Raw genomic sequence first — 16,798 nt, forward strand, 5'->3', positions numbered from 1 at the left:
AATGTCAATTTTTATTATAATTTTGTATTTGCCATTTTTTTTGGCATTGATTTTTGTAATTGCAATTGTAATTGTATATCTTGGCATTATAATTGTTTCATTTTTGGAAGCAATTTTAAAAACAATAAATTCTCATTATGAAAAAAGCATATTTATATATTATCTTATTTTTTGTAGGTTTCGTAGGTTTTTCTCAAAGTAAACACACCGTTGTTAAAGGAGAAACTTTATATAGTATTTCAAAAAAATATAATGTAAAACCAGATGATATTATAAAACTTAATCCAGATGTAAAAGATGGTGTTAAGGAAAATACGGTTTTAACTTTACCTTCAAATGTGAAAACTACTGTAACTTCAACAGCAAGTTTAAATAAATATGAATATCAAGTTCAACAAGGTGAAACGTTATATGCTATTTCTAAAAAGTTAGGAATTTCTGTTGATGAAATGATTAAAAATAACCCAACATCTAAAGAAGGTGTAGCGGTTGGACAATCATTAACGTATTATGCTGCTAAAAAGTATGTTCCGTCTCAAGTTGTAAAAACAGAAACAAATACAGTATCTAAAGAAACGGTAAATATTCATACTATTCAAGCAGAAGAAACAAAATATAGTGTTTCTAAAAAATACGGAATTTCAATTGCAGAATTAGAAGAATTAAATCCACACATTAAAAATGTATTTGAAATTGGAATGCAAATTCGTTTGAATAAAAATACTTTTTTACCAAAAGTTTCTACTGTTGATGTGTTGCCAACAGCAACAAAAACTATGTTTTATACGGTTCAACAAGGAGAAACATTATATTCGATTTCTAGAAAGTTCGGAATTTCAGTTGATGAAATTACCAAAAAAAATCCAGCCGTTGCTAGTGGTTTAACTGTCGGTATGGAACTTTTGCTCCCTGAGAAAAAGGAAATTGATGCAACCATTCAGAGTGATTCTGCAAATGGGCTAAAAAAAAAATTGAACTTACTAGAGACAGCGAATAAGTCTAAACAAAGAAATCTAGTTTTATTAATGCCTTTCAATATTAACAGAATTGAAAAAGATTCTGCTAAAACAAAAATTGAATATTTAAAAACAGATAAATTCTTAAACATTACCCTTGATTTTTATGCAGGTGCATTAAAAGCAATTGATTCGGCAAAAGTATTAGGTTTGCCAATTAATGCTAAGGTTTTTGATGCAGAAACTTCGAAATATTCATCAAACGTTGCGACAATTATTAAAAACAATAATTTCTCCAATGTTGATGTAGTAATCGGACCATTTACCAATAATTTTGTAGAAACCGTTGGTCAGTTATTAGATAAAAATACGGCAGTAATTTCACCATTAACCAATGAAGTTGGTAAAGGCGGTAACAATGTGTTTTATGCCATGCCAAACGAAAACATTCAAAAGCAACAATTGATGTTGTATTTGAAATCGAAATCAGATGCGATTTTCTCAATTCATTCTTCTGCTAAAACAAGTTTAAGTAGTTATTTTACTTCAAATTATCCAGAAGTGGTTCAGTCTAGTTTTAATGACAAAGGACTTTTCGATTATACTATTTTCAAAACTACTTTACAAAAAGGAAAAAAGAACTTTGTGATTTTAGATTCAGATAAAATTATGCAAGTAATTTCTGTTGTGAATAATTTATTGAAATTGAAAAAAGAATTTGATATTCAATTAGTAGTAATAGAACGAAATGATGCTCTAGATTTTGAAGAAATTCCATCGAAAAACTTAGCGGCTTTACAAATGTTATATCCTTCAGCTATTCGTGAAAATGAATCGAAAGAAGCTTCTAATTTCGCTAAAGCATTCCGAAAAGATAACAAAGTGCAACCTAATCAATATGCAACTCGTGGTTTTGATGTAACATTTGATGCAATTTTAAGAATGTGTCAAGAAGAAGGATTTATAAAATCTGCAGAAATGCAAGGTTCAGAACAAATTGAAAGTCAATTTAACTATTCAAATGGAAACAATTACGGAGTGTATATGATGTATTATAATTCCGATTTAACTATAAAACAAGCACAATAATGGCAACATCTAAAGTAACTTATTTAGGAGATTTAAGAACTTCATCAATACATTTAGCATCGGGTTCAGAAATTATTTCTGATGCTCCAGTTGACAATCATGGTAGAGGAGAAGCCTTTTCGCCAACCGATACAGTAGCAAATGCATTAGCAAGTTGTATGTTTACGGTTATGGGAATTAAAGCTCGTGATATGGATATTGATTTTTCAAATGCAACAGCAGAAGTTACTAAAATTATGGGAACAGATCCTAGGAGAATTACAGAGATTCATGTAACTTTCGATATGAATATTGCAGTTTCTGAAAAAGATAAAACCATTTTAGAAAGAACTGCAATGACTTGTCCGGTATTCAATAGTTTACATCCAGATATTAAAAAAGAAGTGGTTTTTAATTGGAAGTAATCAAAAAATGTTAATAACTTAAAAAAAACACTATAAATTTTTGTAGTGTTTTTTTTATTTTTGAAAGTATACTAAATAACTAAAACTTAAAAATTATGTTTAAAAACCCTTTTTCCTTTGATGGTAGAATTCGTAGATTAGAATATGGAATTTCTTATTTGGCATATCTTACATTAATTTATGGATCTGTTGCAGTAAGTGAAACTCTTGGAGCATCTACATCTACAATTGTATTATTGTTGTATATTCCAGCAATTTGGTTTTTGTTAGCTCAAGGTGCTAAAAGATGTCATGACAGAGATAATTCTGGTTGGTATCAAATTATACCATTTTACAGTTTATGGATGTTATTTGCTGATGGTTTTCCTGGAAAGAATGAATATGGACCAAATCCAAAAGGAATTGGAAATAATGACGAAATCCAAGAAATTGGTGTTCCACAAGAATAATGATATCTCAACAAGAACAACTCATTAAACTAGCTCATACAAAAATGCCCTTTGGTAAATACCAAGGGCGTTTTCTTATAGACTTACCTGAATATTACATTGTTTGGTATAGAAATAAAGGATTTCCAACGGGAACTTTAGGCGAACAATTAAAATTAGTTTACGAACTTAAATTAAACGGATTAGAAGAATTAATCCGAAATATTCAAAAAAAATACCCAAAACCATAACTTCTTTAAGGAAAGTATTAACTTATCGTTATCATTTGAATCGACACATTGAATTAATTGAAAATTGGCTAATTAGAATTGGCACATTGACTAATTAATATTATCTTTGCACGTTTTTTAAAAACAACGAACAACAACAACTAACATTTATCCTGAAGTATCTTCAGGAAAAAAAAAACAACATGAATCAGACAAAATACATTTTCGTTACAGGTGGTGTTACTTCTTCATTAGGAAAAGGAATTATAGCAGCATCTTTAGCAAAATTATTACAAGCAAGAGGTTACAGAACAACTATTCAAAAATTCGATCCGTATATTAATGTGGATCCAGGAACTTTAAATCCTTACGAACATGGAGAATGTTATGTAACTGATGATGGAGCAGAAACAGATTTAGATTTAGGACATTATGAGCGTTTCTTAAATGTTCCAACATCACAAGCCAACAACGTTACAACCGGTAGAATTTATTTATCTGTAATTGAAAAAGAACGTCGTGGCGAATTCTTAGGAAAAACGGTTCAAGTTGTTCCTCATATTACAAATGAGATTAAAGAACGCATGCAATTGCTAGGTAATTCTGGCGATTACGATATTGTTATAACTGAAATTGGTGGAACAGTTGGTGATATTGAATCTTTACCATACATTGAATCTGTTCGTCAATTATTATGGGATTTAGGGGAAGATAATGGAATCGTTATTCATTTAACTTTAGTTCCTTATTTATCAGCTGCTGGTGAATTAAAAACAAAACCAACGCAACATTCTGTTAAAACATTAATGGAAAGTGGAATCAAAGCTGATATTTTAGTTTGTAGAACAGAGCACGAATTATCTCAAGATTTACGTCAAAAATTAGCGCAATTCTGTAATGTAAAACGTGAGGCTGTAATTCAATCAATTGATGCTTCAACGATTTATGATGTTCCAAACTTAATGTTAGAAGAAGGACTTGATAAAGTTGCTTTAAAGAAATTAAACTTACCAGAAAAATCATCTCCAGATTTAAAACAATGGAATGAATTTTTACAAAAACATAAAAATCCTAAGCACGAAGTAAATATCGGTTTAGTAGGTAAATATGTTGAATTACAAGATTCTTACAAATCTATTTTAGAAGCTTTTATTCATGCGGGTGCAGCTCAAGAAACAAAAGTAAATGTTGTAAGTATTCATTCAGAATTTTTAGATCCTTCAAATGTTGCTGAAAAATTAAAAGGTTTAGATGCCATTTTAGTTGCTCCTGGATTTGGCGAAAGAGGAATTGAAGGTAAAATTGAAGCAATTAAATACGTTCGTGAAAATAATATTCCATTTTTAGGAATTTGTTTAGGAATGCAAATGGCTTCAATTGAATTTGCACGTAATGTTTTAGGTAAAAAAGATGCAAATTCAACTGAAATGAACGCAAATACAAGTTATCCAATTATCAGTTTAATGGAAGAACAAAAAACCGTTACTGAAAAAGGAGGAACAATGCGTTTAGGTGCTTGGAAATGTGCTTTAACAGAAAATACTTTAGCTCATAAAATTTATGGTAAATCAGATATTTTAGAGCGTCACCGTCATCGTTATGAATTTAATGGTGATTATTTAAATGAAATGGTTGCTGCTGGTTTAGTAGCTTCAGGTGTGAATCCAGATACAGGATTAGTTGAAGTGGTAGAATTACCAAATCATCCATTCTTTATTGGAGTTCAATACCATCCAGAATATAAAAGTACCGTGCAAAATCCACATCCATTATTTTTAGGATTGATTGGAGCTGCCGTTAAAAATAAATAGTTTTAGTTGGGTTTTTGTAACATTTTTTCTAAAACCGGACTAATTCTTAGTAATTAATATCAAATTCAACTCATCAAAAGAGTTGCACAATTAAAAATGGAAGAAAAAAAGTTCGACATTAAGTCGTTTATTGGTTTCACATTAATTTTCGGAATTTTAATGTGGATGATGTATTCTAATCAACAAACAGAAGCAGAGAAAAAAGCCCAACAACAAAAAGAACAAGCTGAAAAAGAAGCAAAATCTGTAACGAAAGTTACTCCAACTGTTGCCAAAACTACTATCGATAGTACTGGTAAAATTTCTCCAGAAGCTGTTGCGAAATTAGGTGCATTTGCCTATTCAGAAACATTGCCTTCTGCTAAAGAAACTACAACTGTATTAGCTAATAACTTATTAAGCTTAAAAGTTTCTAATAAAGGTGGTTACATTTCTGAAGCAACTATTTTAAATGAAGAACAATTTAAAAAAGGTTCAGGAAAAGCTATCCAAATTATTAAAGATAACAATGCAAATTTCAATTTAACTTTAACTACAAAAGATGGTAAAGTTATCAATACTAAAGATTTGTATTTTGAACCTAAACTTACAAAAGAAGGAAGAAATCAGGTTTTAACAATGCAATTAAAAACGGGTGAAAATCAGTTTTTAGAGTATCGTTATGTGATTAAAGAAAATAATCATATGTTAGATTTTTCTATCCGTACTCAAGGATTAGAAAATGTTTTAAATACTTCAAAACCATCTGATTTAGAATGGGGATTAAAAGCATATCGTAATGAAAAAAGTGTAACATATGAAAACCGTTATACTGAATTAATTTATGAATTTGACGGTGGAAAAGACGATTATTTAAATGCTGCTTCTGATAAAGAAGATACGGCTGAAGAAGTTACTTATGTAGCTTTTAAACAACACTTTTTTACTTCAGTTTTATTAACAGATACACCTTTTAAAACAGCAAGTTTTAAATCGGATAACTTAGTTGACGACGATAAAAAAGACACTATTTTTACTAAAAACTTTACTGCAAAAATGCCTTTAGAGTTTAAAAATGGTGCGTTAAACTATAACATGAATATGTATTATGGTCCAACAGATTATGATACATTAACTAAATATGACAGAAACTTAGATGAATTAATTTCATTAGGTTGGGGAATATTTGGATGGATTAACAAATTTGTTTTCATTCCTTTATTTGGATTATTATCAGGATTTTTACCATACGGTATTGCGATCATCATCTTTACTATTTTAATCAAAGTGGCGATGTCGCCAATTACATACAAATCATTCTTGTCGCAAGCAAAAATGAAAGTATTGAAACCTGAAATTGCAGAAATTGGTGAGAAATTCAAAAACAATCCAATGAAAAAGCAACAAGAAACAATGGCGTTGTATTCTAAAGCAGGTGTTAACCCAATGGCGGGTTGTATTCCAGCATTAATTCAATTACCATTTATGTATGCTTCTTTTCAATTCTTCCCATCAGCTTTTGATTTAAGACAAAAAAGTTTCTTATGGGCAGATGATTTATCTTCATACGATTCAATTTTAAAATTACCATTTAACATTCCGTTATATGGAGATCACGTAAGTTTATTCCCAATTTTAGCGGCTATTGCGATTTTCTTCTACATGAAAATGACAACTGGAGATCAAGCGATGCAAGCGCCTCAACAAGAAGGAATGCCTGATATGGGTAAAATCATGAAAATTATGATTTACATTTCTCCAATTATGATGTTAATTTTCTTCAATAACTATGGTTCTGGATTGAGTTTATACAACTTTATCTCTAACTTAATTACTATCGGAATCATGTTAGTAATCAAAAACTACGTAGTAAACGAAGAAAAAATTCATGCTCAAATTCAAGAGAATAAATCGAAACCCAAAACAGAATCGAAATTTCAAAAGAAAATGCGTGAAATAATGGAACAGCAAGAAGCGCAAAAAGCATTAAATCAAAAGAGAAAATAATTTCTTTATATTAATAATTTAAGCCTGTTCAGTATATGAACAGGCTTTTTTAATTCAATACAATTATGAAAATAGCAATTATCGGATATGGGAATATGGGACAAACTTACGCAAGTAGTTTTGTAAGTTCAGGTTTTATTAAGCCAGAAGATATTTTTGTATTAACTAGAAATATATCTTCGGTTTCAAATAAATATTCTATTCCAGATGAAAATTTTTATACTGAAATTTCAGATTCATTTTTATCTGTAGACATTGTTATAATAGCAGTAAAACCACAAGATTTTGGAGATTTATGTTTTCAAATAAAAGATTGTATTACTGAAAATCATTTGATATTATCGGTAATGGCTGGTATTTCAATTCAAAATATACAACAAAAATTACAAGTCAAAAAAATCATTCGTTCTATGCCAAATATTCCAACACAAATAGGGCAGGGAATGACTGTTTTTACTGCTTCACAAGATGTAGATAGAAAAGATTTATTCATCATTCAAAATTTAATTAATACCACTGGAAAATCATTATTTATTGAAAATGAAGAAATGATTAATGCAGCAACGGCAATTTCTGGTAGTGGTCCGGCTTATGTGTATTATTTCATGAATGCCATGGTAAATGCTGCGATTGATTTAGGTTTTTCTAAATCGGAAGCCGAGTTTTTAGTACAACAAACATTTTTAGGTTCTACGCAATTACAAAATAGAAGTAACCTTTCGAATTTAGAATGGATTGAAAAAGTTGCTTCAAAAGGAGGAACTACAGAAGCAGCTTTACATGTATTCCAATCATTTGATTTAAATGATACAATAAATCAAGGAATTCAACATGCTAATAATCGTGCAAAAGAACTTGGCAAAGTAATTGATAAGTAAAATATTATTACATATTTTTACCAAACAATTTTTTTAAAATTTCGACGTTAAAAGATAAAATTCAAAACAATGAAAAACATAGTAATTATAGCTTTTTTAGCCATTTCTAATTTTATTTCAGCTCAAGATAAATTAAACCAATTTGATGAAAAAGGTTTACGTCATGGTCTTTGGAAAGGGTATCATGAAGAAAGTAAGCGTCCTCGTTATGAAGGAACTTTTGAGCATGGAAAAGAAACGGGAACATTTAAATATTTTGACGACACAAAAGCTGGAACTGTAATTGCAACTCGTGATTTTTCAAAAGGTGATGGTTCTTGTTATACGATTTTCTATGATCAAAAAAATAATAAAGTAAGTGAAGGTTTAGTCAAAAATAAACTTTTTGAAGGAGAATGGAAATATTATCATAAAGAATCAAAAGATATTATGACTATTGAATATTATAAAAATGGAAAATTAAATGGTTTAAGAAAAGTTTTCTATAAAAATAATAAATTAGCAGAAGAAGTTAATTATGTTGATGGATTGAAAAATGGTAAAGCAAAAACATTTGCAGAAAATGGTAATCTAATTGATGAACATAATTATGTAAATGATAACTTTGAAGGTTTAGCAGTGTATTATGATGGAAATGGAAAGAAAATGTATGAAGGAACCTATAAAAATAATGCAAAAGTTGGCTCTTGGAAATTTTATGAAAATGGAAAAGTAGTAAAACAAGTAAAAGCAGACAAATTCTCTAAAGAATTAATTAAATACGAAGAGAAAATCGCTAAGAAATCTGCTAAAACTAAAACAATTGAACAACAAATAAAAGAGAATAAAGCAGAACAAAATAAAACAGAGGAGAAAAAAACTGAAGAGAAAAAAACTGAAGAGAAAAAAACTGAAGAGAAAAAATAATTTTTTATGGATTTTATAGAACTAGCAAGTCGTTTTTTATTATTTCTGATTTCAGCGATAATTTTATATTTTTTTTCAAATAGAAACGATAATGTTACTATAAATCCATTTATCATTATCGTAGGATTTTGTACTTTTTCTTTATCTTATTTATTTACTAGAATTGATTTAGGACTTGGTGTTGGTTTTGGTTTATTTGCAATTTTTTCAATTTTACGATTTCGTGCACAAACGTTTTCCTTGAAAGCAATTGTGTTTTTATTTGCAATAATTACACTTTCCATTTTAGATATGTTGTATCCAATGGATAAAGTTGGGTATTTATTGTTTTTTCAGAGTATAATTATCGGATTCTATATTGTAGCTTCAATTTTAGTAGATAAAAGTCCAAGAAAACACTTTCAATCTACCACAATCATTATTCCTTTTTATGAAGAAATAGTTCTAAAAGACGATAAAATAAAAGAAATTATTGCTTCTAAAATTGCATTAGAACATTTTGAATACAATATTGTTTCCATCAATACCATTTCAAAAGAAGTGCATATTAAAGTTAATTATTAAACGGTCGAACTTGTTTAATATAAATTGTTCTTTCTTTACCAATAATTTTAAATTCAATATCTACCGGTTTGTTGGTTAAATTGTTCCAACAACGATTCATTTTTCTTTCTATTTTTTTACAAACTTCATATAAAGAATTGATTTCCTCTTTATTCATTAGATTTTGATTGTTGTTTAAATTCGAATGAGATATATAATCTACTTCGTATTCATGTTTGCGAGTGTTGAATTCATTAAAATCATAAATGGTAAATTGCTCACAAACTTCTCCTTTTGCTGGTTTTACAACCGAATTTTCTCCATGTTGAATATTTACAGTAATTCCTGGTAAATCTGTTCTGTGTAAGTTTTTCGTAATTATTACACCATTTGCAATTTCATCAGGAAAAGCACGATGGACTAAAACACCCATGGCAATCGAATTCTGGTCAATTCCAAATAACTCACGTTCCCAATACGAACTTTCATTCCAAACACTTGCCCAAACTTGTTTTATTGCTTTTTCAAATGTTTTAACAGTATCACCTAAAATTCCTGTTTTCGATTCATATAATCCAGCGCCATTAAAATCGTCAATATCTTCTGCATTGGTTGAAGAACGAAAGCGGAAGTTTTTAAAATCAGTTTGACTCGAAATTCGAGAAGTAACAAGTTTAATTAATTTCTGATTTATAGGTTGTTTTTTTATTTCCGATCGGATTTTTTTCAATTGATTATTGATTAATTGAGTCGAATCTTTATGAATATCCTTCAGTTTCGAAATTAAACCGTCTATTTTTTTATGTTTCACATGTTCTTTGTAATAATGAAACGGAATTGCAAACGCATTTTCTGGTGTTTTAATCTTTAACTCTTTAGAAATGTCAATTAAGTAAGCTAAATTCTGTGCTTTTGCTCCTATACTATTGCTATTGTTTTTGGAAGAATTTGATAAATCCACCAACTCTTTTACAGTTAAATCGGATTTTAATTTGATTAAATTAGATTGGTTTTTATAAGTGATTTTTTTATCAGATTTTGCAATGTAAAAAGTATCAACCAATATTTTTAATTCTACTTTTTCATTGTTTAGGTTTTTTAAACGGTAATCAGTTTGTGCTTTTTTATAAGCCATAATTGGAATTTTTCTGTTTTTTCCAAGAATGACTAGGTGACTTAAAGGTGTTTGTAATTCATTGACAATGATTCCTTTCACATTTGGTAATAAATCTGGAGTTCCATCTAAAACAATTATTTCATCTTTTTTAGGTTGAATAGAATCTAATTGTTTTAAAGTATAATATTTCAAAATACCAACACAACTTCCAGCCGAAACTTCTTGGTATTCTAATTCATTAAAAATATAATCCGATTTAACACAAGGAATATTGAATTCCTTTTTTTCAAAAGCTTCAATTTTTACTTGATTGTTTAAGTAGAATTTGAGTTTATTTCCAATAAAACTACTTTTTTCAACTTCTTTATATAAAAATTCGATGAGTTTTATAGGCATATGATCGGAAGCCGCTAATTCTAAAACCCATTTGTCTTTTCCTTTAATATGATTGATGTTTCCCAATAAAAAATCTCTAGCCTTTTCATTATCACTATAATTCTCTCTATTAAATTGTTCAATATCTCCAGAATAGGATAAATAATTCACTACAAAATCAAAATGTAATTTCGATTGAATACTGTTGAAATAATATAGTTTTCTAGTTTTCAAATCATAAACAATTTTTAAAGATTCAATATTAGAAAACTTATCGGTTAATGGTTTACCTTTTAAAATATCAAAAGTTTTTTTGTCTTTTAAAGTTGAAACATAATTTTGAGCCGTTCCTAAAACAGTAAAAAAGAATACTAGTAAAACTAAATTTTTCTTCATTTTTGAAATTTTTTCATCCAGTTAAAAGTAGAAAATATTATTAATTTATTCTATACTATTATTGATTCTTTTGATTATTGATATTGTTGAAATTACATTAACTTTGCACAAATATTTTAAAAAAATGAAGCGAGTAGTAGTTGGACTTTCAGGTGGAGTAGATTCAAGCGTTGCAGCCTATCTTTTAAAAGAGCAAGGTTACGATGTAATTGGCCTTTTTATGAAAAATTGGCACGATGATTCGGTTACCATTTCTAATGAATGTCCGTGGTTAGAAGACAGTAATGATGCTTTATTAGTTGCAGAAAAATTAGGAATTCCTTTTCAAACTATAGATTTATCAGAACAATATCAGGAGAAAATTGTCGATTACATGTTCAAAGAATATGAAAACGGTAGAACTCCAAATCCTGATGTGTTATGTAATAGAGAAATTAAATTTGATGTTTTCATGAAAATCGCCCTTTCATTAGGCGCAGATTATGTGGCAACAGGTCATTATTGTCGTAAAGATACAATTATGGTTGATGGCAAAGAAGTTCATCAATTATTAGCGGGTAAAGATGATAATAAAGATCAATCGTATTTCTTATGTCAATTATCGCAAGAACAATTAGCAAAAGCTTTATTTCCAATTGGTGAATTAACAAAACCAGAAGTAAGAGAAATTGCGACTAAAATGGAATTAGTTACTGCTGAGAAAAAAGATTCTCAGGGACTTTGTTTCATTGGAAAAGTTCGTTTGCCTGAATTTTTACAACAAAAATTACAACCTAAAGAAGGAATTATTGTAGAGATTAAAGAAACGAATGAAATCTATCATAATCCAAAACCACGTTTTGAAAATTTAGAATCAGAATTAGCTTATGAGGCTCAAAATAAAGATTACACTAATTCAAACGGAATTGTAAAAGGCAAACATCAAGGAGCGCATTATTTTACGAATGGTCAACGTCGTGGATTAAATGTTGGTGGAACAAAAGAAGGTTTGTTTGTAATTCAAACAGATGTAGAAAATAATATTATTTATGTGGGTGAAGGTCCAAATCATCCAGGTTTATTTAAAAATACTTTATTTATTAAAGCTGAAGAAGTACATTGGATTCGTGAGGATTTACAATTAGCTCCAGGTGAAAAAATGGAGGTAATGGCCAGAATTAGATACCGTCAACCTTTGCAAAAAGCAACATTACATCAATTCGAAAGTGGTATGTATGTTCATTTTGAAAATCCACAGTCTGCAATTACTGAAGGTCAATTTGTGGCATGGTATCATGATGATGAATTACAAGGAAGTGGCGTAATTTCTTAAGTAGAAATTTGTTATATTTGGTAAAACTTTATCGTTATGAAGAAATTTTACTTTATACTTTTGTTAGTTGTTGCCAATTTTGGATATTCTCAAATAGAAGATGCTTGGGTTTATTTTAGCAATAAGCCTAACTCTGCTACTTTTTTAGCGAATCCATTAACAATGTTAACTCAGCGTTCTTTAGATCGAAGAGCAGCTCAAAATATTCCATTAGATATTACAGATGTTCCTATTGAACAAACGTATATTGACCAAGTTACTAATGCTAATGGAATTATAATTATGGCTTCTTCAAAATGGATGAATGCTTTGCATATTCGAGGGACTTTAACAGATATTCAAGCATTATCAAGTTTACCATTTGTAAGTACAATCAAATATGCAAATCATTCTTTAAATCCAGGTGGAAGAATTGCTCAAAAATCATCTGAAATAAGACCTGTAAATAAGCAATTAGACACGCAAACCACTTATAATTATGGTGGTTCTCAAAATCAAATTGAAATGCTTAATGGGCATTTGTTGCACCAACAAAATTATACGGGACAAGGTAAAATTATAGCGGTTTTAGATTCAGGTTTTATTGGAGTTAATACAGCTGCACCATTTCAAAACTTAATTACAAATAACCAAATAATTAATGGATATAATTTTCCAGATAGAAATTTTAACTACTATACTAGACACAATCATGGAACAATGGTTTTGTCTACTATGGGTGGATTTGTAGATGGACAGTTAGTAGGAACTGCTCCTAGTTCTAGATATTATTTATTTATTACGGAAGATGTAAATTCTGAAAACCCTGTTGAAGAATCATATTGGGTGGAAGCAGCAGAATTAGCCGATTATTATGGTGCGGATGTAATCAATTCGTCTTTAGGTTATTCGGTTTATGATAATCCAAATTATTCGCATCAATATGATGACATGATTGGAAATAAAACGTTTGCTTCAAAAGGTGCAAATATGGCTTTCAGCAAAGGTATTGTAGTTGTAGTAAGTGCTGGTAATTCTGGAACAACTGGAGAGCCACATATTTCAACACCGGCAGATGCTATAGGTGCTTTAACTATAGGAGCTGTAGATAGTGCAGAAGCCTATGCAACTTTTAGTTCAATTGGTCCTTCATATGATAATAGAGTTAAACCAGATGTTTGTGCAAAAGGATTAAATGCAACAGTTAGTAATACTTCTGGAACCATTATTACTGCAAGTGGAACATCTTTTTCTGGGCCAATTTTAGCTGGTATGGCTGCTACATTTTGGTCGGCTATACCTAATTTGACTGCTCAACAAGTTGTAAATTATATCAGACAATCTGCAGACTTATACGCAACTCCAACCATTTATAAAGGATATGGAATTCCAGATTTTCAATTGGCTTTAAATTCAGCATTAAGTTTAGAAGAAATAAATAACGATAATGCTTTTTCAGTTTATCCAAACCCTGCAGAAAATCAAATTTCTTTTCATTTACAATATAATCAAAAAGGAACCGTTTATTTATACAATACTTTAGGTCAAAATATTTTAAGTAAAGAAATTTCATCAGAAAACAATTCTATTGATATTCAAAATTTGTCAAACGGAATTTATTATTATAATTTTGATGCAGATAAATCCTTTCAAGGAAAAATAATTAAAAAATAAAATTTCTGATATAAAATCAGATTAATGATAATGAATAGAATAACACAATTATTTGGAATACAATATCCAATTGTTCAAGGTGGAATGATTTGGAACAGTGGATATAAATTAGCAAGTGCAGTTAGTAATGCTGGAGGTTTAGGTTTAATTGGAGCAGGTTCTATGTATCCTGAAGTGTTGAGAGAACACATCCAAAAATGTAAAAAAGCAACTGACAAACCTTTTGGAGTAAATGTTCCAATGTTGTATCCAAATATTGAGGAAATCATACAGATTATTGTAGATGAAGGCGTTAAAATCGTTTTTACTTCTGCAGGAAATCCAAAAACTTGGACCACTTTTCTTAAAGAAAAAGGAATTACAGTTGTACATGTAGTTAGTAGTTCAAAATTTGCTTTAAAAGCACAAGAAGCTGGTGTTGATGCAGTTGTAGCAGAAGGCTTTGAAGCAGGTGGTCATAATGGTCGTGAAGAAACCACAACGTTAACATTAATTCCGATGGTTAAGGAAAATGTTACAATACCATTAATTGCCGCTGGAGGAATTGCAACAGGAAAAGGAATGTTAGCAGCAATGGTTTTAGGAGCTGATGGTGTTCAAATGGGAAGTCGTTTTGCAGCCTCAACCGAATCAAGTGCTCACGATGATTTTAAGAAAACTATTTTAGAAACTCAAGAAGGAGAAACGTTAGTTACTTTGAAAGAATTAGCTCCGGTTCGATTGATTAAAAATAAATTCTTTTATGATGTTCAAGAAGCTTATGCTAATTGTGCATCGGTTGATGATTTGAAAACTTTATTGGGTAGAGCTAGAGCAAAACGCGGTATGTTTGAAGGTGATTTAGTAGAAGGCGAATTAGAAATTGGACAAATTGCAGGTTTAATTCATGATATTTTACCTGTTGAAACAATAATTGGCAATATTATTGCAGAGTTTAATGAAGCTAAAAACGAAGTAAATAAATTATAAATTTTATTAAAATGAAAAAATTAGTTGCGATCTTATTTTTTGTGTTTTTCTGTCAATTAGGATTTTCACAAACGTATGAATTTAAAACTACTGGTTATTCAGTTTCATTGAAAAATCCAAATAACGAACAATGGACAAAATGGTCGAAAACACAACCGACAGAAATTTTAATTACATTGGATAGAAACAAACATCGTTTTGTAATTTATTCTGAAATTATTCAACTTTTTAATATCTACAAATATGAAGATAAAGTTGAAAATGCTGAAGGTACTTCTAACAAATATTTATGTGTCGACAATCAGGGTGTAGAAACAGTTATCACTATCATTTCACCGAAAGATGCTGGTCCGAACAAACAAATTTATATTACTAATGAAGAAATGATTATCGAATACGATATCGTTTACATGGGTGAAAAAAAATAAAATCTTTGCGTACAAATATTTCAAAATACATAACTAATGTTGCTCTTTTTAAAGAGCAACTTTTGTATTGGAGCAAACAGTTTCGAGAAGTTATCGTATTAGATAGTAATATCGAAAACAATGAAAATCAATTGTATAAATCATATGATTTTGTTGTGGCTGTTGAAGCATTTACTTCTATTCAAACAGATTTTGAAAAAGCTTTCGAAGATTTGTATCAATACCAATCTAAAGCAAACGATTGGCTTTTTGGATATTTATCTTACGACTTAAAAAATGATGTTGAACATTTGAATTCTCAAAATTTTGACGGATTACATTTTCCAGATTTGTATTTTTTTCAACCTAAAAAGATCTTTTTTATCAAAGGGAATGAAGTTGAAATTCAATATCTAAATATGTGCGATGATGAAGTTGAATATGATTTTGATGAAATTCAAAATGTAATAATACAATCAAATATTTCAAGTCAAAATATTGAAATTAATCAACGAATTTCAAAAGAAAATTACTTAAAAAAGGTTGAAAAAATGTTGTCTCATATTCATCGTGGTGATATTTATGAAGCGAATTTTTGTATGGAATTTTTTGCTGAAGATAGAAGTGTTGAACCATTTGAAATTTATCAAAAATTGAATCAGATTTCTAATCCGCCTTTTGCTGTATTTTTCAAAAAGAATCAACATTATTTACTTTCTGCTTCACCAGAACGCTATTTAAAAAAAGAAGGTGAAAAAGTAATTTCTCAGCCGATTAAAGGTACTGCAAAACGTAGTTTCGATATTGAAATTGACGATCAAAATAAAATTGAATTAGAGAATAATCCGAAAGAACGTTCTGAAAATATTATGATTGTTGATTTAGTTCGAAATGATTTATCTCATACCGCAACTAAAGGAAGTGTACAAGTTGAAGAATTATGTAAAATATATTCATTCAAACAAGTACATCAAATGATTTCAACTATTACTTCAACTGTAAATCATACCACTTCACCAATTGAAATTTTAAGAACTACATTTCCAATGGGCAGTATGACTGGTGCGCCAAAAATTTCAGCCATGCAAATTATTGAAGAATTAGAAGAAACAAAACGTGGATTATATAGCGGTGCAGTAGGGTATTTTACACCTAATGGTGATTTCGATTTTAATGTTGTTATTCGAAGTATTTTATATAATTCTGACAATCAATATTTGAGTTTTTCAGTAGGAAGTGCTATTACATCTGAAGCCATTCCAGAAAAAGAATATGAGGAATGTTTACTGAAAGCCAAAGCAATGTTTGAGGTTCTTCAAGCTAATTAATTAACTTAAA

General features: G+C 29.4%; 15 protein-coding genes. 14 read left to right on the top strand and 1 reads right to left on the bottom strand.

Annotated elements, in window-relative coordinates; translation table 11 throughout:
- The first annotated feature begins 137 nt into the window (after positions 1 to 137).
- The 9 genes from BMY86_RS02275 to BMY86_RS02315 all read left to right on the top strand — a co-directional run bounded on the left by BMY86_RS02275 (position 138) and on the right by BMY86_RS02315 (position 9,252).
- A complete protein-coding gene (locus BMY86_RS02275) occupies positions 138 to 2,045 on the top strand; it encodes a LysM peptidoglycan-binding domain-containing protein (RefSeq protein ID WP_091464621.1) in 1,908 nt (635 codons plus the stop codon).
- Positions 2,045 to 2,449 carry an OsmC family protein gene (locus BMY86_RS02280; protein WP_091464624.1) on the top strand — a complete coding sequence of 135 codons (405 nt, stop codon included), beginning with the start codon at positions 2,045 to 2,047 and terminating at the stop codon, positions 2,447 to 2,449. The genes BMY86_RS02275 and BMY86_RS02280 overlap by 1 nt, the downstream gene beginning before the upstream one ends.
- A 95-nt stretch (positions 2,450 to 2,544) precedes the next feature.
- Positions 2,545 to 2,898 (top strand): DUF805 domain-containing protein, encoded by a 354-nt coding sequence (locus BMY86_RS02285; RefSeq protein ID WP_091464626.1) that lies wholly within the window; start codon positions 2,545 to 2,547, stop codon positions 2,896 to 2,898.
- On the top strand, positions 2,898 to 3,128 hold the full coding sequence (locus BMY86_RS02290) for a DUF3820 family protein (protein WP_091464628.1): 231 nt from the start codon (positions 2,898 to 2,900) through the stop codon (positions 3,126 to 3,128). Before BMY86_RS02285 ends, BMY86_RS02290 begins: the two co-directional genes overlap by 1 nt.
- 182 nt (positions 3,129 to 3,310) lie before the next feature.
- A complete protein-coding gene (locus tag BMY86_RS02295) occupies positions 3,311 to 4,918 on the top strand; it encodes a CTP synthase (protein ID WP_091464630.1) in 1,608 nt (535 codons plus the stop codon).
- 96 nt (positions 4,919 to 5,014) lie between these two features.
- The gene (yidC, locus tag BMY86_RS02300) at positions 5,015 to 6,904 is read left to right on the top strand and encodes a membrane protein insertase YidC (protein WP_091464632.1); all 1,890 of its coding nucleotides are present in this window, start codon (positions 5,015 to 5,017) and stop codon (positions 6,902 to 6,904) included.
- A gap of 65 nt (positions 6,905 to 6,969) precedes the next feature.
- A complete protein-coding gene (gene proC / locus BMY86_RS02305) occupies positions 6,970 to 7,782 on the top strand; it encodes a pyrroline-5-carboxylate reductase (RefSeq protein WP_091464634.1) in 813 nt (270 codons plus the stop codon).
- Positions 7,783 to 7,851: 69 nt separating this feature from the next.
- Entirely contained in the window at positions 7,852 to 8,688 is an 837-nt protein-coding gene (locus BMY86_RS02310; RefSeq protein WP_091464636.1) for a toxin-antitoxin system YwqK family antitoxin, read from the top strand.
- A gap of 6 nt (positions 8,689 to 8,694) precedes the next feature.
- A complete protein-coding gene (locus BMY86_RS02315; RefSeq protein WP_091464638.1) occupies positions 8,695 to 9,252 on the top strand; it encodes a DUF4956 domain-containing protein in 558 nt (185 codons plus the stop codon).
- Here BMY86_RS02315 and BMY86_RS02320 read toward each other — a convergent pair.
- Entirely contained in the window at positions 9,242 to 11,119 is a 1,878-nt protein-coding gene (locus BMY86_RS02320; protein WP_091464640.1) for a PEP/pyruvate-binding domain-containing protein, read from the bottom strand. The two genes, BMY86_RS02315 and BMY86_RS02320, sit on opposite strands and share 11 nt — an antisense overlap.
- A 124-nt stretch (positions 11,120 to 11,243) precedes the next feature.
- On the opposite strand from BMY86_RS02320, the gene mnmA reads away from it, so the two are divergent.
- From mnmA to BMY86_RS02345, 5 genes are read left to right on the top strand one after another with little or no spacing between them, the layout of a single operon-like run.
- Positions 11,244 to 12,431: a tRNA 2-thiouridine(34) synthase MnmA gene (gene mnmA / locus BMY86_RS02325; RefSeq protein WP_091464642.1), complete on the top strand. Its 1,188-nt coding sequence runs from the start codon at positions 11,244 to 11,246 to the stop codon at positions 12,429 to 12,431.
- A gap of 36 nt (positions 12,432 to 12,467) precedes the next feature.
- Positions 12,468 to 14,084 carry a S8 family serine peptidase gene (locus BMY86_RS02330; protein ID WP_091464644.1) on the top strand — a complete coding sequence of 539 codons (1,617 nt, stop codon included), beginning with the start codon at positions 12,468 to 12,470 and terminating at the stop codon, positions 14,082 to 14,084.
- Positions 14,085 to 14,114: 30 nt separating this feature from the next.
- On the top strand, positions 14,115 to 15,053 hold the full coding sequence (locus tag BMY86_RS02335) for an NAD(P)H-dependent flavin oxidoreductase (RefSeq protein ID WP_091464647.1): 939 nt from the start codon (positions 14,115 to 14,117) through the stop codon (positions 15,051 to 15,053).
- Between the two features lie 11 nt (positions 15,054 to 15,064).
- Positions 15,065 to 15,481: a hypothetical protein gene (locus BMY86_RS02340; protein ID WP_091464649.1), complete on the top strand. Its 417-nt coding sequence runs from the start codon at positions 15,065 to 15,067 to the stop codon at positions 15,479 to 15,481.
- 5 nt (positions 15,482 to 15,486) lie between these two features.
- Positions 15,487 to 16,788 (top strand): anthranilate synthase component I family protein, encoded by a 1,302-nt coding sequence (locus tag BMY86_RS02345; protein WP_091464651.1) that lies wholly within the window; start codon positions 15,487 to 15,489, stop codon positions 16,786 to 16,788.
- The last annotated feature ends 10 nt before the right edge of the window (positions 16,789 to 16,798 follow it).

The sequence above is a fragment of the Flavobacterium urocaniciphilum genome (assembly GCF_900110615.1).
Lineage (GTDB): Bacteria > Bacteroidota > Bacteroidia > Flavobacteriales > Flavobacteriaceae > Flavobacterium > Flavobacterium urocaniciphilum.